Source organism: Streptomyces cirratus (assembly GCF_014650775.1).
GTDB lineage: Bacteria > Actinomycetota > Actinomycetes > Streptomycetales > Streptomycetaceae > Streptomyces > Streptomyces cirratus.
Genome location: NZ_BMVP01000001.1, coordinates 49416 through 74356 on the forward strand (window position 1 = coordinate 49416; position 24941 = coordinate 74356).

20 protein-coding genes and 1 riboswitch are annotated in these 24941 nt (G+C 74.8%); of the genes, 12 read left to right on the top strand and 8 right to left on the bottom strand.

What is annotated here, in order from left to right; genetic code table 11:
• Positions 1-34: 34 nt before the first annotated feature.
• Both IE207_RS00275 and IE207_RS00280 read right to left on the bottom strand, forming a co-directional pair.
• Positions 35-256 carry a helix-turn-helix domain-containing protein gene (locus IE207_RS00275; protein ID WP_190181942.1) on the bottom strand — a complete coding sequence of 74 codons (222 nt, stop codon included), beginning with the start codon at positions 254-256 and terminating at the stop codon, positions 35-37.
• A 385-nt stretch (positions 257-641) separates the two neighbouring features.
• Entirely contained in the window at positions 642-2240 is a 1599-nt protein-coding gene (locus IE207_RS00280; protein WP_190181943.1) for an ABC-F family ATP-binding cassette domain-containing protein, read from the bottom strand.
• A 273-nt stretch (positions 2241-2513) separates the two neighbouring features.
• Here IE207_RS00280 and ypfJ point away from each other — a divergent pair, with 273 nt between their 5' ends.
• Both ypfJ and IE207_RS00290 read left to right on the top strand, forming a co-directional pair.
• On the top strand, positions 2514-3404 hold the full coding sequence (gene ypfJ, locus IE207_RS00285) for a KPN_02809 family neutral zinc metallopeptidase (RefSeq protein WP_190181944.1): 891 nt from the start codon (positions 2514-2516) through the stop codon (positions 3402-3404).
• 107 nt (positions 3405-3511) lie between these two features.
• On the top strand, positions 3512-3907 hold the full coding sequence (locus IE207_RS00290) for a VOC family protein (protein WP_190181945.1): 396 nt from the start codon (positions 3512-3514) through the stop codon (positions 3905-3907).
• Positions 3908-3959: 52 nt separating this feature from the next.
• On the opposite strand, the gene IE207_RS00295 is transcribed toward IE207_RS00290, so the two are convergent.
• Together IE207_RS00295 and IE207_RS00300 are read right to left on the bottom strand one after the other, a co-directional pair.
• Positions 3960-5441, bottom strand: coding sequence for a hypothetical protein (locus IE207_RS00295; protein WP_373304636.1), 1482 nt, complete (start codon positions 5439-5441; stop codon positions 3960-3962).
• 117 nt (positions 5442-5558) lie between these two features.
• Positions 5559-6689 (bottom strand): alpha/beta hydrolase family protein, encoded by a 1131-nt coding sequence (locus tag IE207_RS00300; protein WP_190181946.1) that lies wholly within the window; start codon positions 6687-6689, stop codon positions 5559-5561.
• A 341-nt stretch (positions 6690-7030) separates the two neighbouring features.
• Here IE207_RS00300 and IE207_RS00305 point away from each other — a divergent pair, with 341 nt between their 5' ends.
• From IE207_RS00305 to IE207_RS00335, 7 genes are all read left to right on the top strand, one after another.
• Complete coding sequence (locus tag IE207_RS00305) at positions 7031-8296, top strand: inorganic phosphate transporter (RefSeq protein ID WP_190181947.1); 1266 nt, start codon at positions 7031-7033, stop codon at positions 8294-8296.
• A 28-nt stretch (positions 8297-8324) separates the two neighbouring features.
• Entirely contained in the window at positions 8325-8546 is a 222-nt protein-coding gene (locus IE207_RS00310) for a hypothetical protein (protein WP_190181948.1), read from the top strand.
• Between the two features lie 200 nt (positions 8547-8746).
• Positions 8747-8832, top strand: a riboswitch (cobalamin riboswitch).
• A gap of 58 nt (positions 8833-8890) precedes the next feature.
• On the top strand, positions 8891-9865 hold the full coding sequence (locus IE207_RS00315) for a cobalamin biosynthesis protein (RefSeq protein WP_190181949.1): 975 nt from the start codon (positions 8891-8893) through the stop codon (positions 9863-9865).
• Positions 9862-11385 carry a cobyric acid synthase gene (locus IE207_RS00320; protein ID WP_190181950.1) on the top strand — a complete coding sequence of 508 codons (1524 nt, stop codon included), beginning with the start codon at positions 9862-9864 and terminating at the stop codon, positions 11383-11385. The genes IE207_RS00315 and IE207_RS00320 overlap by 4 nt, the downstream gene beginning before the upstream one ends.
• A gap of 1165 nt (positions 11386-12550) precedes the next feature.
• Positions 12551-14659 carry a putative cobaltochelatase gene (locus IE207_RS00325; protein WP_190181951.1) on the top strand — a complete coding sequence of 703 codons (2109 nt, stop codon included), beginning with the start codon at positions 12551-12553 and terminating at the stop codon, positions 14657-14659.
• Positions 14659-15258, top strand: coding sequence for a cob(I)yrinic acid a,c-diamide adenosyltransferase (cobO, locus tag IE207_RS00330; protein WP_190181952.1), 600 nt, complete (start codon positions 14659-14661; stop codon positions 15256-15258). Before IE207_RS00325 ends, cobO begins: the two co-directional genes overlap by 1 nt.
• 11 nt (positions 15259-15269) lie before the next feature.
• On the top strand, positions 15270-16664 hold the full coding sequence (locus IE207_RS00335) for a cobyrinic acid a,c-diamide synthase CobB (RefSeq protein ID WP_190182703.1): 1395 nt from the start codon (positions 15270-15272) through the stop codon (positions 16662-16664).
• Between the two features lie 2 nt (positions 16665-16666).
• Here the strand turns inward: IE207_RS00335 and IE207_RS00340 are convergent, their stop codons facing one another.
• Entirely contained in the window at positions 16667-17437 is a 771-nt protein-coding gene (locus IE207_RS00340) for a ZIP family metal transporter (RefSeq protein WP_190181953.1), read from the bottom strand.
• 86 nt (positions 17438-17523) lie between these two features.
• Between IE207_RS00340 and cobC the strand changes: the two genes are divergently transcribed.
• Entirely contained in the window at positions 17524-18978 is a 1455-nt protein-coding gene (cobC, locus tag IE207_RS00345; protein WP_190181954.1) for an Rv2231c family histidinol phosphate aminotransferase CobC, read from the top strand.
• Between the two features lie 165 nt (positions 18979-19143).
• Positions 19144-20301 carry a CapA family protein gene (locus tag IE207_RS00350; RefSeq protein WP_190182704.1) on the top strand — a complete coding sequence of 386 codons (1158 nt, stop codon included), beginning with the start codon at positions 19144-19146 and terminating at the stop codon, positions 20299-20301.
• Positions 20302-20304: 3 nt separating this feature from the next.
• On the opposite strand, the gene IE207_RS00355 is transcribed toward IE207_RS00350, so the two are convergent.
• Positions 20305-21195 (bottom strand): SCO1860 family LAETG-anchored protein, encoded by an 891-nt coding sequence (locus IE207_RS00355; protein WP_190181955.1) that lies wholly within the window; start codon positions 21193-21195, stop codon positions 20305-20307.
• Between the two features lie 208 nt (positions 21196-21403).
• Positions 21404-22540, bottom strand: a complete 1137-nt coding sequence (locus tag IE207_RS00360) for an amidohydrolase family protein (protein WP_190181956.1) — start codon at positions 22538-22540, stop codon at positions 21404-21406.
• 64 nt (positions 22541-22604) lie between these two features.
• Here IE207_RS00360 and IE207_RS00365 point away from each other — a divergent pair, with 64 nt between their 5' ends.
• Positions 22605-23672: a pyridoxal-phosphate-dependent aminotransferase family protein gene (locus IE207_RS00365; RefSeq protein WP_190182705.1), complete on the top strand. Its 1068-nt coding sequence runs from the start codon at positions 22605-22607 to the stop codon at positions 23670-23672.
• Between the two features lie 24 nt (positions 23673-23696).
• Here the strand turns inward: IE207_RS00365 and IE207_RS00370 are convergent, their stop codons facing one another.
• Entirely contained in the window at positions 23697-24746 is a 1050-nt protein-coding gene (locus IE207_RS00370; protein WP_190181957.1) for an aminotransferase class V-fold PLP-dependent enzyme, read from the bottom strand.
• Positions 24747-24941 lie beyond the last annotated feature (195 nt).

The window sequence follows — 24941 nt, forward strand, 5'->3', positions numbered from 1 at the left end:
GGGGCCACCGAAGAACCGTCCGTGACGGCCGGGGTCAGGCTGCGGCCGCCTTCTTGCCGCGCGTCGCGCCGCCGCGACCGCGCAGCACGACTCCGGACTCGCTGAGCATCCGGTGGACGAATCCGTAGGACCGGCCGGTCTCCTCGGCCAGCGCCCGGATACTCGCACCGGAGTCGTACTTCTTCTTCAGGTCTGCCGCGAGCTTGTCGCGCGCGGCGCCGGTTACCCGGCTGCCCTTCTTCAGAGTCTCGGCCACCCGTGCCTCCTCATGGGAAGTGCGCTCTGGACTTCTCATGATCACCCCTCCCCGCGATCCTGGCCACCCATTCGGCAAGGTCGGCATGACGGCATTTCCCGAGGAGTGGACGCACAGGCAGAGCGGAATCCCTCCTTCCGCCGCATGACCTCCGTCACACTTCGCCGGCTGCGCAAGGAATCACCAGGTCAGGGCCAGGCACCGGAAAACGGACAGGCCCCGGTCGCGTACCCGTGCGGGTACGGCCGGGGCCGTCGCGGCGGTGCGACGGTATGAGACCGCCTCACTCAGATGATGGATCACGCGTGGGCCGAATGATCCATAAGGAACTGGATCAACGTCAACGAGGACCCCGGCGAGGGGCCGCCGGGCGCCCTCGCGCGAACTACGCGAGCGCCACGAGGTCCCGGTAGTCCGGGCCCCACAGGTCCTCCACGCCGTCCGGCAGCAGGATGATCCGCTCCGGCTCCAGCGCCTCCACCGCGCCCTCGTCGTGCGTCACGAGGATGACCGCGCCCTTGTACGTGCGCAGCGCGCCGAGGATCTCCTCGCGGCTGGCCGGGTCGAGGTTGTTGGTGGGCTCGTCGAGCAGCAGGACGTTCGCGGAGGAGACGACCAGGGTGGCCAGGGCCAGACGGGTCTTCTCGCCGCCGGAGAGCACTCCCGCCGGCTTGTCCACGTCGTCGCCGGAGAACAGGAACGATCCGAGCGTCTTGCGGACGGCGACCAGGTCCAGGTCGGGCGCGGAGGAGCGCATGTTCTCCAGGACCGTGCGCTCCGGGTCGAGCGTCTCGTGCTCCTGGGCGTAGTACCCGAGCTTGAGGCCGTGCCCGGGGGTCACGGTGCCGGTGTCCGGCTTCTCGGTGCCCGACAGCAGGCGCAGCAGCGTCGTCTTGCCGGCGCCGTTGAGACCGAGGATCACGACGCGCGAGCCCTTGTCGATGGCCAGGTCGACGTCGGTGAAGATCTCCAGCGAGCCGTAGGACTTCGACAGGCCCTCCGCGGTCAGCGGGGTCTTGCCGCAGGGCGCCGGGTCCGGGAAGCGCAGCTTGGCGACCTTGTCCGAGACCCGGACGGCCTCCAGGCCCGACAGCAGCCGCTCGGCCCGCTTGGCCATGTTCTGGGCGGCGACGGTCTTGGTCGCCTTGGCGCGCATCTTGTCGGCCTGCGAGTTGAGGGCCGCGGCCTTCTTCTCGGCGTTCTGGCGCTCGCGCTTGCGGCGCTTCTCGTCGGCCTCGCGCTGCTGCTGGTAGAGCTTCCAGCCCATGTTGTAGACGTCGATCTGCGCGCGGTTGGCGTCCAGGTAGAACACCTTGTTGACGACGGTCTCGACCAGGTCGACATCGTGGGAGATCACGATGAATCCGCCGCGGTAGTTCTTGAGGTAGTCGCGCAGCCAGACGATCGAGTCGGCGTCGAGGTGGTTGGTGGGCTCGTCGAGGAGCAGGGTGTCGGCGTCCGAGAAGAGGATGCGGGCGAGCTCGACGCGGCGGCGCTGACCACCGGAGAGGGTGTGCAGCGGCTGGCCGAGCACCCGGTCGGGCAGGCCGAGGGCGGCCGAGATGGTGGCGGCCTCCGCCTCGGCGGCGTACCCGCCCTTGGTCAGGAACTCGGTCTCCTGGCGCTCGTACTGCTTCATCGCCTTGTCGCGGGTACCGCCGGAGCCGGTGGCGATGCGCTCCTCGTTCATGCGCATCTTCTTGATCAGTACGTCGAGGCCGCGCGCGGAGAGGATCCGGTCGCGGGCGAGTACGTCGAGGTCGCCGGTGCGCGGGTCCTGCGGCAGGTAGCCGACCTCGCCCGAGCGGGCGATGGAGCCGGCGGCGGGCTGGCCCTCGCCCGCGAGGCACTTGGTGAGGGTGGTCTTGCCCGCTCCGTTGCGGCCGACCAGGCCGATGCGGTCGCCCTTGGCGACACGGAAGGAAGCGGACTCGATGAGGACGCGGGCGCCGGCGCGCAGCTCGATGCCGGTGGCGGTGATCACGGAAATACTCCAGGGCGGTGGGGACGGCGGAAGGGGGGCAGGGACGCGCGAAGCTTCTACGCCGCTAATCCGCGAGGAGATTTGCCATGAGGACATTCTACCGGGGGCGCGCAACCACTTTTCGGGGCGCCCGGCCACCTGCGCACCCCCTCGCCGGGTCCTCCGTTCGGCGCACGGATCCTCCGCGCGAGCCGGGGCACGTATCAGTGAGGACTCAGTGAGGACGTGGCGGCCGCCGCAGGGGCGGACCCGTGGAAGCGAGGGCGGTGCGGCATGCAGTTCGACGACGACGCCAATCTGGACACGTCGGAGGTCTCGGACCAGCGCGGCAGCCGCGTCCCCGGCGGCAGGGCCACGATCGGCGGCGGCCTCGTCGGTGTGATCGCCCTGGTCCTGGGGCTGCTGCTGGGAGTGGGGCCCGATCAGCTGGGCCTGTCGGGCGGGAGCCCGCAGCCGGTTACCAGCCCGTCTTCCGCCGCCCAGGTGCAGCAGACCTGCCGGACCGGCCACGACGCCAACACCCGCGAGGACTGCCGGCTCGTCGCCGTGACGAACAGCACGCAGGACTACTGGCGCCAGGAGTTCCAGCGGCGGGGCGCACGGTACGTCCCGGCCTCGACGGTCTTCTTCACCGGCCAGGTGGACACCGCCTGCGGCGCGGCCACCTCGGCGGTCGGCCCGTTCTACTGCCCCGTCGACCGGAAGGTCTACCTCGACCTGGGCTTCTTCCAGGAACTGCGGACGAAGTTCGGCGCGACCGGCGGCCCCTTCGCCCAGGCGTACGTCGTGGCCCACGAGTACGGGCACCACGTCCAGAACCTGACGGGCACGCTGGGCAAGTCGCAGGACGGGCGGCCGGGGGCGAACAGCAACTCGGTCAAGGTGGAGCTCCAGGCCGACTGCTACGCCGGGGTGTGGGCCCACAACGCGACCCGGACCCCGGACGAGTCCACCGGGCGTCCGCTGATCACCGGCCTGACCCAGCAGGACATCGACGACGCCCTGAACGCGGCGGCCACCGTCGGCGACGACCGGATCCAGGAGAAGTTCCAGGGGCGGGTCACCCCGGAGTCCTGGACGCACGGCTCGGCGCAGCAGCGCCAGCAGTGGTTCTACCAGGGCTACCGGAGCGGTGACATGGCCCAGTGCGACACCTTCCGCTGACCGTCGGCGGGGCCTGCCATGCTGGGGCCGCGGGTCGAGGTGGCCGCCCCGCCGGTCACCTGGGCGCCGATCCGCACACGCGCACCGCACGAGAGGGAGTGATCGTCATGGCAGGTTTTCCGTCCATCGTTCCGACGCTGCTCTACCGCGACGCCAAGGCCGCGATCCGGCAGCTGACGGAGGCCTTCGGGTTCACGCAGGTCGCCGTCTACGAGGGTGAGGACGGCACCGTGATGCATGCGGAGCTGTCGTACGGCAACGGTGCGGTGATGCTCGGCAGCAAGGGCCGCGGCGGGCTCTTCGACAAGGCCATGGCGGACGGCGGCCCCGTCGGGGTCTACGTCGTGGTGGACGACGTGGACGCCCACCACCGACGGGCCGCGGAGCACGGCACGGAGATCGTGATGGAGCCGACCGACCAGGACTACGGCTCGCGGGACTACATGGCCCGCGACGCCGAGGGCAACATCTGGAGCTTCGGGACGTACGCGCCGCAGGTCTGACCCCGGCGGCGGGTACGCCCGTACGGCCCGTACGCGGGCAGGCCCCACGGTGCTACGCGCCGCCGGTGTGGACCTGGAAGGCGGCCCGGCGGACCGCCTTGGCCAGGGCCGGGTCGGGGTGGGCGGCGGCCAGGGCGACCAGGACCTGCACCGTCCGCGGGTGGCCGACCGCCCGGACCTCGTCCAGCAGCCTGGGCACCGTGGTGCGCACGGCCGAGTCGAGGTGGCGGGCCAGGAGTTCGGCCTCGCCGTGGTCCGCGATGGCCGCGGCGGTGTCCACCCACAGCCAGGTGGACTCCTCGGGGGTGAGGACGTGCTGCGCCTCGTCGGGGTCCACCCCGTCGTGCTCGGCGAGCCAGAGCAGGGCGTAGGGCCGCAGCGCCGGATCGCGGACGGCGCCGCGTACGTCGGGTTCGGCGGGGGCGCCGACCACGCGGAGCGCCTCGAAGGCGAGGCCGCGCAGCAGCGCGTCCTCGCCGCGGGCGGCCTGGAGCAGTTCGCTGACGGCGTGTCCGACGGGCCGGGCGGCGAGCCAGGCCTGGTACTCGGCCCGCGCCGGGCCCGGGGTGAGCCGGGCGCAGCCGTGCAGCATGGCGGCGGCGGACTGCTCGATGTTCCCGGCCGGGCTCTGCGCGGCCACGCAGATCTGCTCCAGCTTGACCCAGACGGCCCAGCTCCCGAGCGGGGTGAGGGCGGCCTGCGCGGGGCCGAGGGTGACGGCGTCGACCGCGGCGAGCCCGCCGAGCGCCCAGCGCAGCAGCCGGGCGAGGGGGACGGGGGCCGCGGGGGCGTTCTCCTGCGCCGAGGGGGTCGCCTGGGCGGTGACCGCCACCACCGGGCCGTCGTGCGCGCCGGGGTCCGTGGCGGCGGCGTCCGTGGCGGCGCCCTCGTACGGGACCTCGCACCGTTCGTCGCGCAGTTCGGTCACCCGCTGGCCGAGCAGGTCCAGCAGGTCCGGGACGGTCACCGGGCCGGCGGACAGCTGGAGCAGGGACAGGAGTTGGGGCATGGCCTCGACGACCTCGGCCACCGCCGCGGGGGCGATGTCGGCGGGGGCCGGGTGGACGAGCGACCAGGCGTCGAAGAGGGCGACCCAGCCGCGCAGCACGGCCGTGTCGTCGCGGTCCCAGGCACGCAGGCGCCAGCCGGGTCGGGCATGGCCTCCGTGCACCTCGACCAGGCCGGAGAGGCGGGCCCGGTCCCAGCCGACCCGGATCTGGCCGTGTGTCAGGCGCAGGTCTTCCGCGGCGCGTTCGACGTCGGCAGCGGGCAGCGCGCCCGCCGGGGCGGGCCTGCCCCCGTCTCCGGCTCCGAGGTGCCGCTCGGCCCAGCGGGCCAGCCGTACCGCGTCGGCGAGTGAGGCCCGGGCCCGGTTCGCCAGGTCGGCCGTCGCGGGGGTACCCGCCGGGGGCCGGGGGGCGGTTCGCGTCCGCCGGTCGGTCACCGCCTTGCGGGCCGCGGCGACGGAGCGCGGGGAGACGAGTCGGAGTCTGGAGTCGCGAGCCAACTGCTCATCAGGCTTTCGGGACGTCACGGAAGCAGTCTCGCCCGTCACTGGCCGAAAGCCCAAACGGAATGGGTCGTTGCTGCGGGTGACGGGGCACACATACCGGGACAAGACGGCCACTGCATCCCGTCCGCCACAGGGCTTTCACATAAGAGGGGTCAAAAAGCGGCGCAGGGTCTCCTCGTACACCTCGGGGCCGGCGTTCCACATCGCCCCGTGCGGGGCGTCCCTGACGGCCTTCAAGGTGACGAGGTCGGGGCGGGCCGCGGCGAGCCGGCGGGAGGGCTCCCAGGGGGCGAGCGTGTCGTCGGGCCCGTGGAAGATCAGTACGGGCATCCGCAGCCGGCCGGGATCCGAGCCCGGGGGGCGCCGGTCGACGCGCAGGCCCGCGCGGCCCTCCGCGGCCCGCAGCACGAACGGCATCAGCGGCGCCGGGGTGCGCCGGGCCGCGGCCAGGGCGCGCAGGGTGGCGTGCCAGTCGAGGACCGGGGAGTCCAGGACCAGCCCGGAGATCCGGTCGGCCAGCGCCGAGCGCTCGGCGGCGTACAGGGCCATGGTGGCGCCCGTGGACCAGCCGTGCAGGACGACGCGGCGGGCGCCGTAGCGCAGGGCGTAGCGGATGGCGGCGTCGACGTCGCGCCACTCCGACTCGCCGAGGTGGCCGACGCCGTCGGGCGGGCGGGGGGCGCCCAGGTCGCCGCGGTAGGCGAGGTCGAGGACGGGCAGCCCGTAGCCGTGGAGGAACGGCATGACGACCATCGGGTGCTCGCGCGTGCCGCCGAGCCCGTGCACGGTGATGACCCAGGTGTCGCGGGCGGCCGGGACGAACCAGGCGGGCAGCGGGCCGAGCTCGCCGGGGACGTCCACGTCGGCGTGGTCGAGCCCGAGGGCCGTGCGCGGGTTGCCGACGTGGACCCGGGGGGTGAGGGCGACCCGGGTGCCGGGGTCGAGGCTGCCGTGGGTGACGGCGAGGAGGCGGCGTACGACGGTGTCGGGGCCGTGCGGGACGCCGGTGAGGACGGGGCCGACCACGGCGTGCACACCGGGGGCGTCCAGGCCGTAGCGGCCGGGGCGCAGGGAGGCCAGGGAGCGGGTCAGCGCGATCCGGCCGGCCGCGGTGGAGTGGACGGTGAGCCGGGGTGAGCCGGGCAGGGGGCGGCCCGGCTCGGGCCGCAGGGCCGCGTCGGCGGCATACCGGCCGGCCGCGACGACGGCCACTGCGGCACCGATCAGGGTCGTGGTGACGGCCGCTGCCGTCGCTGTGGCGGTACGCACCGCTCCAGTGTCGCGGCGCGAGGCCGCGCGGGCCACTGGAGGAGATCGTTCCGCAGCCGCGGGGTAACGGCCGGTAACGGTTCCGCTTGGCCGGAGCGGAACGTGATCTGGGTCTCGTCGCACGGCGGGCGCCAGGCCGGCGAGCCGGCCGAAATCCCTTCGAAGGGGAGGCGTTCACCTGCCTTGACGTGCCCTTATCGCGAGATCTGCGGCCGAATCGGGAGGAAGCCCCCGATCGGGCCCCGACGCGGGACACCGGCCCACCCCCCTCAGTTCATCTTCCGTTCACTCAGGTTGCCTACGGTCGCCGAACCACTGACGCCAAACAGAAGCCTGGGTAAATGGAGCACATAACGCTTCTCCTCGGGATCGTGATCATCACCGCTCTCGTGTTCGACTTCACGAACGGTTTCCACGACACAGCCAACGCGATGGCAACCACCATCTCGACCGGCGCTCTCAAGCCCAAGACGGCGGTGGCCATGTCCGCCGTGCTCAACCTCGTCGGGGCGTTCATGTCCGTGGAGGTCGCCAAGACGATCTCCAAGGGCCTGGTCAACGAGGAGGGCATCCAGCCAGAGGTGATCTTCGCCGCCCTGGTCGGCGCGATCCTCTGGAACCTCGTCACCTGGCTGGTCGGGCTTCCCTCCAGCTCCTCCCACGCCCTGATGGGCGGCCTGATCGGCGCCGCGGTCGCCTCGGCCGGCCTCGGCGCGGTCAACGGCAGCGTTGTCGTCACCAAGGTGCTCATCCCCGCGGTCGCCGCTCCCATCGTGGCCGGTGTGGCCGCCATGCTGGCCGCGAGGCTCACGTACAAGCTCGGCGGCAAGGTCGGCGGAAAGACCTCCACCAAGGGCTACCGCGCCGGTCAGATCGCCTCGGCCGGTCTCGTCTCCCTCGCGCACGGCACCAACGACGCGCAGAAGACGATGGGCATCATCACCCTCGCGCTCGTCGCGGGGGGCGCCCTGGAGTCCGGCGCGAACCCGCCGGTCTGGGTCATCGTCTCGGCCGGCATGGCCATCGCCACGGGCACCTACCTGGGCGGCTGGCGCATCATCCGCACCATGGGCAGCGGCCTGACCGACCTCCAGCCGCAGCAGGGCTTCGCCGCCCAGACCTCGGCCGCGAGCGTCATCCTGGCCTCCTCCAGCCTCGGCTTCTCCCTCTCCACCACCCACGCCTGCTCCGGCGCGGTCATGGGCGCGGGTCTGGGCCGCAAGGGCGGTGTGGTCCGCTGGTCCACCGCCACCCGGATGTTCATCGCCTGGGGCCTGACCCTGCCGGCGGCAGCCCTGGTCGGCGCCGGTGCGGAGATGGTCATGCGGACCGGCAACATCGGCGTCGCCGCCGTCGTGGTCTTCCTGGTCGCCTCCTGCGCCGCGATCTGGTTCATCTCGCGCCGCCAGGTCGTCGACCACCACAACGTCACGGAGCCGGCCCCGGCCGCCGCCGAGGCGCCCGGTGTCGTCACCACGGCCATGGCCGCCGTCACCGTCCCGCCGATCGCCGCCGCCGGTACCACGGCCGCGGTGACGGACGAGGACCTCAAGGCCACCATTCCGGCGGCCGCCCCGGCACCCGCGGCCCCGGCCGCCGCGGTCTGACCCCGAGAACGACAGAGGAATCAGCGGTATGAAGATCGACTGGGCAGCACTCGGCTCCGTCTTCGGGGTCAGCCTCTCCGCCACCGTCGCCCTCGTGGCCCTCTTCACCCTGGGCCTGGTGGGTCTGTCCAAGCACGAGACCGCCACCGAGCAGGGCGGGACCGCGACCGTGGCCCGCGGCGGCGCCTACGCGTGTTTCGCGCTGTGCGGCCTCGCCGTGGTCTACGCGATCTACCTGATCGTCAGCTGACGCGACGGCCGGCGCCTCGACCGGCGCGACGGCTGACGCGTTGACCGGCGCGACGACCACCGAAAGCTCCCCGCGGGTTCCCGTGGGGAGCTTTCGCGTACCCGCGCCCCGGCCGCCCCACCCCTCGCCGCAGGTCAACGGCAAGTTGACGGGCGTTCGGGGTGCGTGGTGGACTGCCCGAGCCAATACGGCGGCATGGAGAGGAAGTCCGGTGCGAATCCGGCGCGGTCCCGCCACTGTCACCGGGAAGCGCACGCGGTCCGTGCGCCCCGGGAGCCAGGAACTCTCGCCGCCGGACACGTCGAACCAGGGCGCGGACCCTGAGCGAGGACATACCTGCCACCATGCGTGCCGACCGCGTATTCGCGTACGGTGCCGCGGCGGGCCTGATCGGCGACCGGATCCTCGGGGATCCGCGCCGCGGGCACCCCGTGGCCGCCTTCGGAAGAGCCGCCGCAACCCTCGAACGCGCCCTGTGGCGAGACGACCGGGGACGGGGCGTGGTCCACGCCCTGGTGTGCGCGGGGGGCGCGGCCGCCGTCGGCGCGCTCGGCGCCCGCGCCGTGCGCTCCCGGCCCGCTGCCGCCCGTATCGCCCTGACCGCAGCCGCCACCTGGGCCGTCGTCGGCGGCACCTCGCTCGGCCGGGAGGCCCGCGCCATCGGCGGTGCGCTCGCCGCGGGGGACGCCGAGGTGGCCCGGGAGCGGCTGCCGCACCTGTGCGGGCGCGACCCGCAGGCCCTGGACGAACAGCAGCTGGCCCGCGCCGTCGTGGAGTCGGTCGCCGAGAACACCTCCGACGCAGTGGTCGGGGCGCTGGTGTGGGGCGCCCTCGCGGGCGTGCCCGGGCTGCTGGCGTTCCGCGCCGTCAACACCCTGGACGCGATGGTGGGCCACAAGTCCCCGCGCTACCTGCGCTACGGCTGGGCCTCCGCCCGGCTCGACGACGTGGCGGGCTGGCCCGGGGCCCGGCTGACCGCGCTGGCCGCCGTACTGGCCGGGCCCGACCGGCGGGGAGCCCTGCGGGCCTGGCGCGCCGACGCCGCCGCGCACCCGAGCCCCAACGCCGGTCCGGTGGAGGCCTCGTTCGCGGGGGCGCTGGGCGTACGGCTGGGCGGGACGCTGGCGTACGGCGGGCGGGTCGAGCACCGGGCCGTACTGAACGGCGCCGCGGGGCGGCCGGTCGAAGTGGCGGACATCGAGCGGGCGGTACGGCTGTCGCGTCGGGTGACGTGGGTGGCGCTGGGGGCGTGCGTGGCACTGCGGTGTGCGGTGACGCGGGGGCCGGTTGCACGGTGGTCGAGGAAGGGGCGGGCATGAGCAACGGCGCGAAGCGGGGCGGCGGTCTGCTGGTCGCGGGCACCACGTCGGACGCGGGCAAGAGCGTGGTCACGGCGGGCATCTGCCGCTGGCTGTCGCGCCAAGGCGTGAAGGTGGCGCCGTTCAAGGCGCAGAACATGTCCCTGAACTCCTTCGTCACGCGGGAGGGCGCCGAGATCGGCCGGGCGCAGGCGATGCAGGCGCAGGCCGCCCGCGTGGAGCCGACGGCGCTCATGAACCCGGTGCTGCTCAAGCCCGGCAGTGACCGCAGCAGCCAGGTGGTGCTGCTGGGCAAGCCGGTGGGTGAGATGAGCGCGCGCGGCTACCACGGAGGCAGGCAGGAGCAGCTCCTCGGGGTCGTCACGGACTGTCTGGAGGAGCTGCGGGGCACGTATGACGCCGTGATCTGCGAGGGGGCGGGCAGTCCGGCCGAGATCAACCTGCGCCGGACCGACATCGTGAACATGGGCATCGCGCGGGCCGCGCGGTTCCCGGTGGTGGTGGTCGGGGACATCGACCGGGGCGGCGTGTTCGCCTCGTTCTTCGGGACGACGGCGCTGCTGTCGCCCGAGGACCAGTCGCTGATCGCCGGTTACCTGGTGAACAAGTTCCGCGGCGACGTCTCGCTGCTGGAGCCGGGCATGGAGATGCTGCGCGGGCTGACGGGGCGGGCCACGTACGGCGTGCTGCCCTACCGGCACGGGCTGGGCATCGACGAGGAGGACGGCCTGAGGGTCTCGCTGCGGGGCGCGGTGCGGGAGTCCGTGGTCGCCCCTCCGGTCGGCGAGGACGTGCTGCGGGTCGCGGTGTGCGCGGTGCCGCTGATGTCGAACTTCACCGATGTGGACGCGCTGGCGGCGGAGCCCGGGGTCGTGGTGCGGTTCGTGGACCGGCCCGAGGAACTGACCGACGCCGACCTGGTGGTGGTGCCGGGGACGCGGGGCACGGTGAAGGCGCTGGCGTGGCTGCGTGAGCGCGGTCTGGCCGACGCGCTGGCCGCGCGGGCGGCGGCGGGCCGGCCGGTGCTGGGCATCTGCGGTGGGTTCCAGGTGCTGGGCGAGCGGATCGAGGACGAGGTGGAGTCCCGGGCGGGCACCGTCGACGGCCTGGGGCTGCTGCCGGTGCGCGTCCGCTTCGAGCGGGAGAAGACCCTGGCGCGGCCGGTGGGTTCGGCGCTGGGAGAGGCGGTGGAGGGGTACGAGATCCACCACGGGGTGGCCGAGGTGCTGGGCGGGACGCCCTTCCTGGACGGCTGCCGGGTCGGCGAGGTCTGGGGGACGCACTGGCACGGCTCGCTGGAGTCGGACGGTTTCCGCCGGGCGTTCCTGCGGGAGGTGGCGGCTGCCGCGGGGCGCCGGTTCGTTCCGGCGGCGGACACGTCGTTCGGGGAGCTGCGGGAGCGGCAGCTGGATCTGCTGGGGGACCTGATCGAGGAGCACGCGGACACCGCTGCGCTGCTGGGGCTGATCGAGGGCGGCGCGCCGACGGGCCTGCCCTTCCTGCCCCCGGGCGCCCCGTGAGGCCCCCGGCCCTGCGGGCGGCCTTCCCCTGCCCGCCCTTCCTCCGTTCCCCGGGCTCCGCCCGGACCCGGTCCCCGATCGCCGTACAGGCTGGACGGCCCGGCGCCACGGCGCCGCTGCCGGGGGTCGGCCCCCGGACCCCCGCGCCTCAAACGCCGGCGGGGCTGGAAGGGCGCTCTGCGCCGTCCAGCCCGGGGACACCCCGGGACGCTGGCGGGGTCTGGGGCGGAGTCCCAGGGGACGGTGGAAGGGCGGCCAGGGGACGGCCCCGCGCAGCGGCACCCCACAGCACACCCGCACCCCCCACCCGGCCCGCGCCGGCGCCGGCGCCCCCCGGCGAACCCGCACATCCGACCCGGCGACCCGGCCCAGAGGTTCCTGACCGGTCCGCGCATCGAGCCCGACGACCCGCGGAAGCGGCCCCCGGCGAACCCGCGCATCCGACCCGACGGCCCGGCCCAGCGGCTTCTGACGGGCCCGCACATCAGGTCCGGCGACCCGCGCCGGCGGCCCCAGGCGGACCCGCGCGCCACACCCAACGGCCCACGCCGGCAACCCCCGGCCGACCCGCACATCCAACCCGGCGACCCGGCCCAGCGGCTCCTGACGGGCCCGCACATCAGGCCCGGCGGCCCGCGGAAGCTGCTCCCGGGGGACTCGCGCACCACGCCCGGCGGCTTGCGGAAGCGACCCCCGGCACACCCGCACATCCGACCCGGCGACCCGGCCCAGCCGCTTCGGACGGGCCCGCACATCAGGCCCGGCGACCCACGACAGTGACCCCCGGCGGGCCCGCGCACCACACCCGGCGACCCGCGGAAGTGACCCCCGGCGGATGCGCACATCAGGCCCGGCGGCCCGCGGAAGCTGCTCCCGGGGGACTCGCGCACCGCCGCACCCGGCAGCCGGTAGCGGCGACCCCCGGCGGACGACCCGCGGAAGCGACCCGGCGGGCCGTCGCGGAGACCGACGACGGACCCGCGCAGCGGACCCGGCCCGCGGAAGCGGACCCCGGCCGCCCCGCGCACCGCAGCCGGCGGCCCGGCGCGGCGGCTCCCGGCGGGACCGCGCAGCGGACCCGGAGCGTGGGGGCCGGCCGGGCTCCGACCGAGGCCGGGAACCGCCCGCGCACGCGAACCCGTACCCGCACAAGGAAAGGCACCGCATGAGCACCCCCTACCCGTTCACCGCAGTGGTCGGCCAGAGCGACCTGCGCCTCGCGCTCCTGCTCAACGCCGTGAGCCCCGCGGTCGGCGGTGTGCTCGTGCGCGGTGAGAAGGGCACCGCCAAGTCCACCGCCGTCCGCGCGCTGTCAGCGCTGCTGCCGCAGGTGGACGTCGTACCCGGATGCCGCTTCTCGTGCGCACCGGGCGCCCCCGATCCCGCCTGCCCCGACGGCCCCCACGAGCCCGGCCCCGGCACCGCCCGGCCCGCGCGGATGGTGGAGCTGCCCGTCGGCGCCTCCGAGGACCGCCTCGTCGGCGCCCTCGACATCGAACGGGCCCTCGCCGAGGGCGTGAAGGCCTTCGAGCCGGGCCTGCTCGCCGACGCCCACCGCGGCATCCTCTACGTCGACGAGGTCAACCTCCTCCACGACCACCTCATCGACCTGCTCCTGGACGCCGCCGCGATGGGCGCCTCCTACGTCGAGCGCGAGGGCGTCTCCGTCCGCCACGCGGCCCGCTTCCTCCTCGTCGGCACGATGAACCCCGAGGAGGGCGAGCTCCGCCCCCAGCTCCTGGACCGGTTCGGGCTCACCGTCGAGGTCGCGGCCTCGCGCGAGCCCGCCCAGCGCGTCGAGGTGGTGCGCCGCAGGCTGGCGTACGAGGACGACCCCGCGGGTTTCGCGAGCCGCTGGGCCGACGACGAGCGGGAGATCCGGGCCCGGGTGGTGGCCGCGCGGGCGCTGCTGCCGAAGGTGGTGCTCGGCGACACCTCGCTGCTCCGGATCGCCGCCACCTGCGCCGGCTTCGAGGTCGACGGCATGCGGGCCGACATCGTGATGGCCCGCACCGCGACGGCCCTGGCCGCCTGGGCCGGGCGGACCGAGGTGCGCAAGGAGGACGTGCGGCAGGCCGCGCTGCTGGCGCTCCCCCACCGGCGCCGCCGCAACCCGTTCGACGCTCCCGGCCTGGACGAGGACCAGCTGGACCGGATCCTGGACGGGTTCCCCGACGACGAGCCGGAGCCCGACCCGGAGCCGGAACCGGAGCCGGGTGGCCCGGACGACAACGGCGACGGCCCCGACGGCGGCGGGCAGCGGCCCCCGCAGGACGGCGGCCCCGACCAGCCGTCCGAAGCACCCCCGGCGGAGCCCGGGCAGGAGCCCCGGCCCGACACCGGCTCCCCGGCCCAGGACCCGGAGCCGGCCCGGGCGGACGCCCCCGCGGACTCCCCCGCCGCCGGCGCGCCCGAACAGGCGCCCGTACGGGCCGCCGAGCCCTTCCGGACCAAGGTGCTGAGCGTGCCCGGCCTCGGCGAGGGCGCGGCCGGCCGCCGCTCCCGCGCCCGGACCGCCCACGGCCGCACCACCGGCTCCCAGCGCCCCCGCGGCCAGCTGACGAAGCTGCACCTGGCCGCGACCGTCCAGGCCGCCGCGCCGCACCAGAAGGCGCGCGGGCGCAACGGGCGCGGGCTGGTCGTGCGCAAGGACGACCTGCGACAGGCGACCCGCGAGGGCCGTGAGGGCAACCTCGTCCTGTTCCTCGTGGACGCCTCGGGGTCGATGGCCGCCCGGCAGCGCATGAGCGCGGTCAAGGGCGCCGTGCTGTCGCTGCTCCTCGACGCCTACCAGCGCCGCGACAAGGTCGGTCTGATCACCTTCCGCGGCCGGGGCGCCGAGCTGGCGCTGCCCCCGACCTCCTCGGTGGACGCGGCGGCGGCCCGGCTGGAGCAGTTGCCGACCGGTGGGCGGACCCCGCTGGCGGCCGGGCTGCTCAAAGCCCATGAGGTGCTGCGGATCGAGCGGTTGCGCGACCCCTCGCGCCGGCCGCTGCTCGTGGTCGTCACCGACGGGCGGGCCACGTCGGCCGGCGAGCTCGGCGGGGACCCGCGCGAGCTCTCGGGCCGCAGTGCGCGGATGCTGGCCGCGCAGGGGCTGACCTCGGTGGTCGTGGACTGTGAGACGGGTCCGGTCCGGCTCGGGCTGGCCGGGGCGCTGGCCGCCGACCTCGGTGGGCCGGCCGTCACGCTCGACGGGCTGCGGGCCGACTCGCTGGCCGGCCTCGTGAACAACGTACGTACCGCATCGGATACCTCCAGGAGGGCCGCTTAATGCCACAGGGACAGCCGACCGTCGTTCCGGACGACGGACTCACGACGCGTCAGCGCCGCAACCGGCCGCTGGTCTTCGTCCACACCGGCCCCGGCAAGGGCAAGTCGACCGCGGCCTTCGGGCTGGCGCTGCGCGCCTGGAACCAGGGCTGGCCGGTCGGGGTGTTCCAGTTCGTCAAGTCGGCGAAGTGGAAGGTCGGCGAGGAGAACGCGCTCAAGGTGCTCGGGGCCTCCGGCGAGGGCGGCCCCGTCGTCTGGCACAAGATGGGCGAGGGCTGGTCCTGGGTGCAGCGCGACGCGCAGCTCGACAACGAGCAGGCGGCGAAGGAGGGCTGGGAGCAGGTCAAGCGGGACCTTGCCGCCGAGACGCACCGGCTGTACGTGCTGGACGAGTTCGCGTACCCGATGCACTGGGGCTGGATCGATGTGGACGAGGTGATCGAGGTGCTGCGCGGCCGTCCCGGCACGCAGCACGTGGTCATCACGGGCCGCAACGCGCCGGAGAAGCTCGTGGAGTTCGCCGATCTGGTCACCGAGATGACCAAGGTCAAGCACCCCATGGACGCCGGCCAGAAGGGCCAGAAGGGCATCGAGTGGTGAACTCGCTCCACATGCCGCGGCTGGTGATCGCCGCGCCGTCCTCCGGGAGCGGCAAGACCACCGTGGCGACGGGCCTGATGGCGGCCTTCGCGGAACGCGGCCTCGCCGTGTCCCCGCACAAGGCCGGGCCCGACTACATCGACCCCGGCTACCACGCGCTGGCCACCGGCCGGCCGGGGCGGAACCTGGACGCCTTCATGTGCGGGACGGAGCTGGTCGCGCCGCTGTTCGCCCACGGGGCGGCGGGGTGCGACCTGGCGGTCGTCGAGGGCGTGATGGGCCTGTACGACGGGGCCGCGGGGCGCGGTGAGCTGGCGTCGACGGCGCAGGTCGCGAAGTTGCTGCGGGCGCCGGTGGTGCTGGTCGTGGACGCCTCGTCGCAGTCGCGGTCGGTGGCGGCGCTGGTGCACGGTTTCGCGTCCTTCGACCCCCAGGTGCGCCTGGGCGGGGTGATCCTCAACAAGGTCGGCTCCGACCGGCACGAGATGATGCTGAGGGAGGCACTGGAGGAGGCCGGGATGCCGGTCCTGGGCGTCCTGCGGCGGGCCCCCCAGGTGGCGGCCCCGTCGCGGCACCTGGGGCTGGTCCCGGTCGCCGAACGCCGCGCCGACGCCGTCTCCTCGGTCGCCGCCCTTGCGGCCCAGGTCCGCGCCGGCTGCGACCTGGAAGCCCTCATGTCCCTGGCCCGCACGGCCCCGCCGCTGGACTGCGAAGCCTGGTCCCCGGAGCGGTCCCTGGATCCGCGTGATCCGGCCCCGTCGGCGGTCGAGGCGCGGGACCTGGGACAGAGCCCCGGCCGACGACCGGTCATCGCGGTCGCGGGCGGCCCGGCCTTCACGTTCTCCTACGCGGAGCACGCCGAACTCCTCACCGCCGCCGGCGCGGACGTCGTCACCTTCGACCCGCTCCGGGACGAGGCCCTGCCGGACGCGACCACCGGCCTGGTGATCGGCGGTGGATTCCCCGAGGTCTACGCCCCCGAGCTGTCCGCCAACGCCCCCCTGCGCCGCGCCGTCGCCGACTTCGCCGCGGCGGGCGGCCCCGTGGCGGCCGAGTGCGCCGGCCTGCTGTACCTCGCGCGGTCCCTGGACGGGAAGCCGATGTGCGGGGTGCTCGACGCCGACGCGCGGATGTCGGAGCGGCTGACGCTGGGCTACCGCGAGGCGGTGGCGGTGTCGGACAGCGCGCTCGCCGCCACCGGGACCCGGCTGCGGGGGCACGAGTTCCACCGGACGGTGATCGAGCCCGGCGCCGGAGCGGCCCCCGCCTGGGGCTTCACGCATCCCGAACGCCGCGTCGAGGGCTTCGTCCAGGGCGCAGTACACGCCAGCTACCTGCACACGCACTGGGCGGCGCAGCCGTCCGTCGCCCGGCGGTTCGCACGAGCCGCAGCGGCCCGGCGGTGAGCTCAGTCCGCGAGGCCGACCACGAGCCAGATCCCGGCCACCCCGCCCACCGTGCACAGCAGCGTGGACAGGGCGGGGTGCCGGTGGTGCGCCTCGGGCAGGATCTCGGCGGCGGCCAGGTAGAGCAGGACGCCCGCGAAGAAGCCGAGGTACGCCCCGAGCGGTTCCTCCGGAAGGGTGAACAGCAGTGTGGAGGCGGCGCCCACGACCGGCGCGAGGGCGTCCGCGAACAGCATCGCCAGCGCCTTGCGGCGGGCGTTGCCGTAGAGGCTGGTGAGCGTGTACGTGTTGAAGCCGTCGGCGAAGTCGTGCGTGACGACGGCGAGGGCGACGGCCACGCCCATCCCGCCGCCGACCTGGAACGCGGCGCCCAGGGCCACCCCGTCGGCGAGGCTGTGGCCGACCATGGCGGCGGCCGCGGTGAGCCCGACCTCCGGGGCGCGGTGCACGTGGTCGCGCGTGGCCCCGTGCGCGCCGTTCGCCCCGTTCGCCCCGTTCGCCGCCCCGTGCGCGGCCTGCCGTACCGCGAGCAGGCGCTCGCCGACGTGGGCGAGCAGGAAGCCGGCGACGAACAGCAGCAGGGCGAGCGGCACGCCGAACACCTCGTCGCCCGCCGCCCGCATCGCCTCGGGGAGCAGGTCCAGGCCCACGACGCCGAGCATCAGCCCGCCGGCCAAGCCCAGCACGAGGTGGCGCCGGTCGGTGACGCGCTGCGCCGTCCATCCGCCCGCCAGGGTCATCAGGAACGCGCCCAACGCCACGATCACGGCCATGTGCCCCTGAATACCGATTGTCGGGGCCGCGCGCACTTCCCCGCGCGGGCCGGGCACGCAGACGTATGGACGAAGGCGGGCCGACAATGACCCGACAGGACGACGGAGGGAGGGCCCCGGTGGGCGAGTACGCGACCCGGCTGGTGGTCGGGGTGGGCGGACGTGCGGGTGTCTCCGTGGCGGAGGTCTGTGCGCTGGTCGAGGAGACGCTGCGGGGCGCGGGGCTGGCCACGGACGCGGTGACGGCCCTGGCCACGGTGGAGCCGAAGACGAAGGAAGCGGGCATCGCGGGGGCGGCGGAACGTTTCGGCGTGCCGTTGCTCGGCTACCCCGCGGAGAAGCTGGCCGGCATCCCGGTGCCGCACCCCTCGGACGCGGCGCGCGACGCCGCCGGCACCGCCTCGGTGGCGGAGGCCGCGGCGCTCGCGGGGGGCGGGGAACTCCTCGTGCCCAAACGCCGGTCGGTGGCGGCGACCTGCGCCGTCGCCACCGCGCAGGGGCACGACCTGCGCCATCACGGGGACGCGGAGGTGCGGGACGCGGACGGGGCGCTGGTCGACCTGGCGGTCAACGTACGGGCGCACACGCCCCCGGAGTGGCTCAAGCAGCGGATCGCCGCCTCCCTCGGGGACCTCGCCGCGTACCCGGACGGCCGGGCGGCCCGTGCGGCCGTGGCGGAGCGGCACGGGCTGCCGGCCGGGCGGGTGCTGCTGACGGCGGGGGCGGCGGAGGCGTTCGTTCTGATCGCGCGGGCGCTGGGCGCCGAACGGCCGGTGGTGGTGCATCCGCAGTTCACCGAGCCGGAGGCGGCCCTGCGGGACGCCGGCCACCAGGTCGAGCGGGTGGTGCTGCGAGCGGCGGACGGGTTCCGGCTGGACCCGGCGGCGGTGCCGGAGGAGGCCGACCTGGTGGTGGTCGGGAACCCGACCAACCCGACGTCGGTGCTCCACCCGGCGGCCACCCTGGCGGCGCTGGCCCGGCCGGGCCGGATCCTGGTGGTGGACGAGGCGTTCATGGACGCGGTCCCGGGTGAACGGGAGGCGCTGGCCGGGCGGACGGACGTGCCGGGGCTGGTGGTGCTGCGCAGCCTGACCAAGACCTGGGGGCTGGCGGGGCTGCGGATCGGGTACGTGCTGGCCGAGCCGGAGGTGATCACGAAGCTGGCGGCGGCGCAGCCGCTGTGGCCGGTGTCCACCCCGGCCCTGGTGGCGGCGCAGGCGTGCATGACGCCGCAGGCGTTGGCGGAGGCGGAGGCGGTGGCACGGCAGATCGCGGTGGACCGGGCGCATCTGCTGGCGGGGCTGGCGGAGTTCGAGGAGGTCTCGGTGTCGGGGGTGGCCGAGGGGCCGTTCGTCCTGATCCGGGTCGCCGGCGCCGAACAGGTCCGCAGCCGCCTGCGCGCGCTGGGCTTCGCGGTCCGCCGCGGGGACACCTTCCCGGGCCTGGACGCCTCCTGGCTCCGCCTGGCGGTCCGCGACCGCCCCACAACGGGCCGCCTCCTCCAGGCCCTCGACCACGCCCTCGCGCTGGCCGCGCGCTGAGCCGGCCCCGCAGCGCCCCCGCCCGGCCGGCCCGGGTCGCCTGGCGGGGCCCCCGCCCGTGGGGGAGGATTCGGGAGTAGGAGTCGTGATCACGGGGGTGGCAGGGTGAAGGCGCTCGGGAAGATAGGCGCGGGGCTCGGTGGGCTGGTGCTGGTGGGTGGGGCCGTGTGGGCCGTGCCCGTGGTGTTCGGCAAGGGCGGCGGGGGCGCGGCCGAGCAGCGGCTCGGGGCCGAGCCCGGGCGGGACGCGCCGGCCGCGAAAGGGGGCAAGCCGTTTACGCTGGTGGCGACCGGGGACCTGATCCCGTACCCCTCGATCATCCAGCGCGCGGCGGACGATGCCCAAGGCACCGGCCAGAGCCACGACTTCCGCAAGATACTGGCCGGCGTCAAGCCCATCGTCTCCGCCGCCGACCTGGCGATATGCCACCACGAGATACCGTACGGGCCGCCCGGCGGCCCCTACACCGGCTATCCCGCCTTCAAGGCTCCGCACCAGCTGGCCGACGCCCTCAAGGACGCCGGGTACGACAGCTGCTCCACCGCCTCCAACCACACCCTGGACGCCGGCTACGACGGCCTCGCCCGCACCCTCGACAACCTCGACCGCGTCGGCCTCAAGCACGTCGGCTCGGCCCGCAGGGCCGAGGAGGCCGCCACCCCCGCCGTGCTCCAGGCCGGCGGTGCGAAGGTCGCCCAGCTGGACTACACCTACGGGACGAACGGGATACCGCTCCCGGCAGGCAAGCCCTGGTCCGTCAACCTCATCGACCAGAACCGGATCATCGCCGACGCCCGGGCCGCCCGCGCGGCCGGCGCGAACGTCGTCGTCCTCAGCGTCCACTGGGGCACGGAGTGGCAGACCGCGCCGGACCAGCAGCAGAGCGACCTGGCCCAGGCGCTGACCGCCTCCCGCTCCCCCGACGGACTCCCCGACATCGATCTGATCATCGGAACGCACAACCACGTGCCGCAGCCCTACGAGAAGATCAACGGCACGTGGGTGGTCTACGGCATGGGCGACCAGGTCGCCAGCTTCTACGAGCCCGCCCAGCTGCGCGGCAACATGTCCTCGGTGCCCCGCTTCACCTTCGCGCCGAACGCCGCGCACCCGGGACGCTGGGAGGTGGTGAAGGCCGAATACCTCACGCAGTACTCGGACATGGGGCCTCCGTTCCGGGTCGTGTGCGCCTCCTGCGCCGCCGACGACGGCTCGCTGAGCGCCGCCAAGCGGAGCGAGTACGCGCGCGTCGACCAGCAGGTCACCGCCGCCGTGACGTCCCGCGGCGCGAGCACCCAGGGGCTGGAGCACGTCACCCGCTGAGCGCTACGAGGCCCTGCCGCGCCGGGTGAGGACCACGGCGCCCCCGCCGACGCCCAGCAGCAGCGCCCCGCCCGCCAGGTAGGGGGTCGCCGAACCGCCGCCCGTCTCCGCGAGTCCTGCGGGACTGGCGGGCCCCGTCTGGGCCTTGACGTCGGCGGGAGCGTTCGGGGCCGGGGCCGCCGGGGCCTCGCAGTGCGCCTCCGCCAGGACCACCTCGCCGTCGACCTGCGCCACGTTCAGGTTCAGCGGGTTCACCGCGACCTTGAGGCGCAGGGCGGCCGCGGCGGCCGTCGTGGAGGTGGTCTGCGTCCCGGACAGCTCCAGGTTCACCAGACCCACCCCGGGGACCTCGACCTTGGTGGGGCCGCCCGCCGACAGCGTGACCTTCTTGCCGAGGACGGTGACGGCCCCGAGCACGTTCGACGTGGCCACCGGCTTGCGGCCGGCCTCGCAGACCGCCTTGGAGGTGACCTTCTCGACCCGGATCAGCGAGAGCAGCGGCAGTCCGGGCACGTGCACCTCGGCGTTGGCGAGGTTGGACTCCGCCTGGGCGCGGTGGGCGTCCGCGGTCGCCTTGGCGGTGGCCACGTCCGCCCGCAGGACGCTGACCGGCTTGCCCTGTTCGGCCCCGTCCAGGGTCACCGTGAGGGCGGTCTTCTCGGCCGCTGCGGGGGCGCTGACCTCGTTCAGGGTGGCCTGGAGCGGCACGTGCACGGCTTTGCCCAGCAGGCCGACGTCGAGACCGGCGCGCAGGACGACGGCGCCGGCCTTGCCCCCGCTCGCCGGGCCGGTGCCGGAGCCGCCGGTGGCGGAGGCGGGCGACGCGGTGAGCAGGGCTACCGCCCCCGTGGCGAGCAGGGCGGCCGCGGGCATGCGGAAGGTGTTGCTGTTCAAGGTGGTGGAACCCCCGGGGAGTTGGGTGCCGTCGCGCGGCCAATGGGGGACATCGCGCACGCCGACGGCTTCGACCCCCGGATTCTTTAAGCACTGTGGGTGAACGGGGGTACGCCTGAGGTGACTTCACCCCAAAGGGTGGTTTCCGCCCGGGTGTGCGAATCATTCGCCCCAGAGGGAACGGGAGTTCCTCCTGACACGGCCCGCCTCACGCCCGGACGCCCCCGTTGACCACCACCCGCAGCGGCCGCGCCAGCGTCCGTACGTCGGCCCGGGGGTCCGAGCCGTAGACCACGAGGTCGGCCGGCGCGCCCTCGGTCAGGCCGGGCCTGCCGAGCCATGCGCGAGCCGCCCAGGCGGTGGCCGAGAGGGCGGCCGACGCCGGGATCCCGGCCTTCACCAGCTCCGCGACCTCGGCGGCGACCAGACCGTGCGGCAGGGAGCCGCCCGCGTCGGTGCCGACGTAGACCGCGACCCCCGCGTCGTAGGCGGCGCGCACGGTGTCGTAGCGGCGCTCGTGCAGCCGCCGCATGTGCGCCGACCAGGCCGGGAACTTCGCCTCGCCGCCCGCCGCCAGCTTGGGGAACGTCGCGATGTTCACCAGGGTCGGGACGATGGCGACCCCGCGCTCCGCGAAGAGCGGGATGGTGTCCTCGGTGAGCCCGGTGGCGTGCTCGATGCAGTCGATGCCCGCCTCGACCAGGTCGCGCAGCGAGTCCTCGGCGAAGCAGTGCGCGGTGACGCGGGCGCCGAGGCGGTGCGCCTCGGCGATGGCCGCCTCGACCTCCGCGCGCGGCCAGCAGGCGGTCAGGTCCCCGGCGTCGCGGTCGATCCAGTCGCCGACCAGCTTGACCCAGCCGTCGCCGCGCCGGGCCTCGCGCCCGACGTACTCGACGAGGTCGGCCGGCTCGATCTCGTGTGCGTAGTTGCGGATGTAGCGGCGGGTCCGGGCGATGTGCCGGCCCGCCCGGATGATCTTCGGGAGGTCTTCGCGGTCGTCGATCCAGCGGGTGTCCGAGGGCGATCCGGCGTCGCGGATCAGGAGGGTGCCGGCGTCGCGGTCGGTGAGCGCCTGGCGTTCGGCGGTTTCGGCGTCGACCGGGCCGTGGGCGTCGAGGCCCACGTGGCAGTGCGCGTCGACCAGGCCGGGCAGGGTCCAGCCGGTGACGGTGGTGATCTCGCGGGCGGCGCGCGGCCGCTCGTAGGAGATCCGGCCGCCGATCACCCACAGTTCGTCGCGCACGTCGTCGGGCCCGACGAGCACCCGCCCTTTGACGTGCAGCACTTCGCCCCCGGACCTGCCGTCGGCCCGGCCCGCTCCGCCCACCTCACGCGCATCGCTCATGGCGGCACCTTACGTCCGTGCTGGGTAGGCTCGGCCGGTGACCCCGGACGAAGAGAGCACCGCCGTGACCCACCCCCTGCTGGACCTCCCGCCGCTGACCGCCGCCCGTTTCGCGTCGATCGAGCGGGGGGTGGCCGAGCTGCTCGGTACCCGCGAGGACGTGGTCGTCACGCAGGGCGAGGCGCTGCTGCCGCTGGAGGCGTGCATCCGCTCGGGGGCCCGTCCCGGTTCGACCGCCCTGAACATCGTGACGGGACCGTACGGGACCACGTTCGGCAACTGGCTGCGTGACTGCGGGGCGACGGTGGTGGACCTGGCGGTGCCGTTCCACACCGCCGTCACCGGGGAGCAGGTCGCCGAGGCACTGGCCGCGCACCCCGGGACCGACTTCGTGTCACTGGTGCACGCCGAGGCCGCGACGGGCAACACCAACCCGGTCGCGGAGATCGGCGAGGCCGTACGGGCCCACGGCGCGCTGTTCATGCTGGACGCGGTGGCCTCGGTGGCGGCTGAGCCGCTGCTCCCGGACGAGTGGGGCGTGGACCTGTGCGTGATCGGCGCGCAGAAGGCGATGGGCGGTCCGGCGGGCGTCTCGGCGGTGTCGGTCTCGGAGCGCGCATGGGCCCGTTTCGCCGAGAACCCGGCCGCGCCCCGGCGCTCGTACCTGTCGCTGCTGGACTGGAAGGAGCGCTGGATCGACGCCGGCCGCACGACGCTGCTGCACGCTCCCGCGCAGCTGGAGATGCTGGCGCTGGAGGCCTGCCTGGACCGGATCGCCGCCGAGGGGCTGCCCGCGGTGGCGGGCCGGCACGCGGCGGCAGCCGCGGCGACCCGGGCGGGCGCGACGGCGCTGGGCGTGGCCCCGTACGTCCCGGTGGCCGTGGAGGCGGCGCCGGTGGCGACGACCCTGCGGGTGGCGGACGCCTCGGCGGTGGTGGCGAAGGCGCTGGCGGCGGACCCGGCGGCCCCGCTCGCGGCGGGCGGCGGGGCGCTGGCCGGAGAGATGGTCCGGGTCAACCACTACGGTCCGGCGGCCTCACCGGACGCGGTACGGGCGTCGTTGACGGCGCTGGCCTCCGCCCTGTCGGTCGACCCCGCCCCGGCGCTCGCCGCGGCGGCCGCGGCCTGGTAGGCGGCCGCCGGGTACCGGCGCCGGTCAGCCGTCGAGGACGTCCAGCAGCCGGTCGACGTCGGCTTCGGTGTTGTAGAGGTGGAACGAGGCCCGCAGGCCGCCCGCCCGGGCCGACGTGACGATGCCCGCGGCCTGTAGCTCGGGCTGGCGGTGGGCCAGGCCGGGAACGGTGACGATCGGCGTCTGCCCGGCGACCGGTTCGTGACCCAGGCGCGCGAGGCCGGCCCGGTAGCGGTCGGCCAGGGCGGTGTCGTGCGCGTGGACGGCGGCGACACCGATCCGCTCCAGCAGCGCCAGCGAGGGCTCGGCGGCGTGGTAGCCGAGGAAGGCCGGGGACTCGTCGAAGCGCCGCGCCCCGTCGGCCAGTCGGGGCATCGGCCCGTAGGTGGCTTCCCAGACGGACTCCGCAGCCACCCAGCCGGCGTGCAGCGGGATGAGGGTGTCCTCGGCCTCCTCCGACACGGTGAGGTAGGAGGCGCCGCGCGCGCCGAGCAGCCACTTGTAGCCCGCGGTGACGGTGTAGTCGTAGGGCGCGGCGTCGAAGGGCACGCAGCCCGCCGCCTGCGTCGCGTCGACGAGCATCCGCGCGCCGTGGGCGGCCGTCGCGGCCCGTACCGCGGCGAGGTCGGCGGTGCGGCCGTCTGCGGACTGTACGGCGGACAGCGAGACGAGCGCGGTGCCGGGGCCGACGGCTTCGGCCAGCGACTCCAGTGGGGCGAGCCGGAGTTTGAGGTCGGCGCGCACCACGAAGGGGTTCATCACCGAAGCGAAGTCCCCTTCGGGGCAGAGGACTTCGGCGCCGGCGGGGAGGGCGGCCGCGACGAGGCCGACGTGGGTCGATACGGAGGATCCGAGCGCCACCCGCTCGACGGGCACGCCGACGAGCCGGGCGAAGGCGGCCCGCACCCGGCCCACCCGGTCGAAGTCCCCGAATCCGGCCGGGTCCCCGGCCCCGGCCGCCTCGGCCAGGGCCCGGACCTCGGCGACGGCGGAACGCGGGAGGACCCCGCAGCTGGCCGTGTTGAGGTAGGTGGTGGAGTGCGCGAACTCGACGCTGAGGGCGGGGAGGTCCATGCCCCCAACTCTGGGCCACGGCCCGGCCCCCGTCCATGCCCCTTACGGCAGGAGAACGGCCAACTCCCGGAGGGCGGCCTACGCCCGGAGGGCGGCCTACGCCCGGAAGGCGGCCAACTCCCGGAAGGCGGCCAACTCCCGGAAGGCGGCCTACGCCCGGAAGGCGGCCTACGCCCGGAAGGCGGCCTACGCCCG

What these genes read in the sequence shown, in the direction of transcription:
- ypfJ (WP_190181944.1), top strand. Translation starts at nt 2,514, where the DNA reads ATGCAGTTCGACGACGACGCCAATCTGGACACGTCGGAGGTCTCGGAC.
- IE207_RS00290 (WP_190181945.1), top strand. Translation starts at nt 3,512, where the DNA reads ATGGCAGGTTTTCCGTCCATCGTTCCGACGCTGCTCTACCGCGACGCC.
- IE207_RS00305 (WP_190181947.1), top strand. Translation starts at nt 7,031, where the DNA reads ATGGAGCACATAACGCTTCTCCTCGGGATCGTGATCATCACCGCTCTC.
- IE207_RS00310 (WP_190181948.1), top strand. Translation starts at nt 8,325, where the DNA reads ATGAAGATCGACTGGGCAGCACTCGGCTCCGTCTTCGGGGTCAGCCTC.
- IE207_RS00315 (WP_190181949.1), top strand. Translation starts at nt 8,891, where the DNA reads ATGCGTGCCGACCGCGTATTCGCGTACGGTGCCGCGGCGGGCCTGATC.
- IE207_RS00320 (WP_190181950.1), top strand. Translation starts at nt 9,862, where the DNA reads ATGAGCAACGGCGCGAAGCGGGGCGGCGGTCTGCTGGTCGCGGGCACC.
- IE207_RS00325 (WP_190181951.1), top strand. Translation starts at nt 12,551, where the DNA reads ATGAGCACCCCCTACCCGTTCACCGCAGTGGTCGGCCAGAGCGACCTG.
- cobO (WP_190181952.1), top strand. Translation starts at nt 14,659, where the DNA reads ATGCCACAGGGACAGCCGACCGTCGTTCCGGACGACGGACTCACGACG.
- IE207_RS00335 (WP_190182703.1), top strand. Translation starts at nt 15,270, where the DNA reads ATGCCGCGGCTGGTGATCGCCGCGCCGTCCTCCGGGAGCGGCAAGACC.
- IE207_RS00340 (WP_190181953.1), bottom strand. Translation starts at nt 17,437, where the DNA reads ATGGCCGTGATCGTGGCGTTGGGCGCGTTCCTGATGACCCTGGCGGGC.
- cobC (WP_190181954.1), top strand. Translation starts at nt 17,524, where the DNA reads ATGACCCGACAGGACGACGGAGGGAGGGCCCCGGTGGGCGAGTACGCG.
- IE207_RS00360 (WP_190181956.1), bottom strand. Translation starts at nt 22,540, where the DNA reads ATGAGCGATGCGCGTGAGGTGGGCGGAGCGGGCCGGGCCGACGGCAGG.
- IE207_RS00370 (WP_190181957.1), bottom strand. Translation starts at nt 24,746, where the DNA reads ATGGACCTCCCCGCCCTCAGCGTCGAGTTCGCGCACTCCACCACCTAC.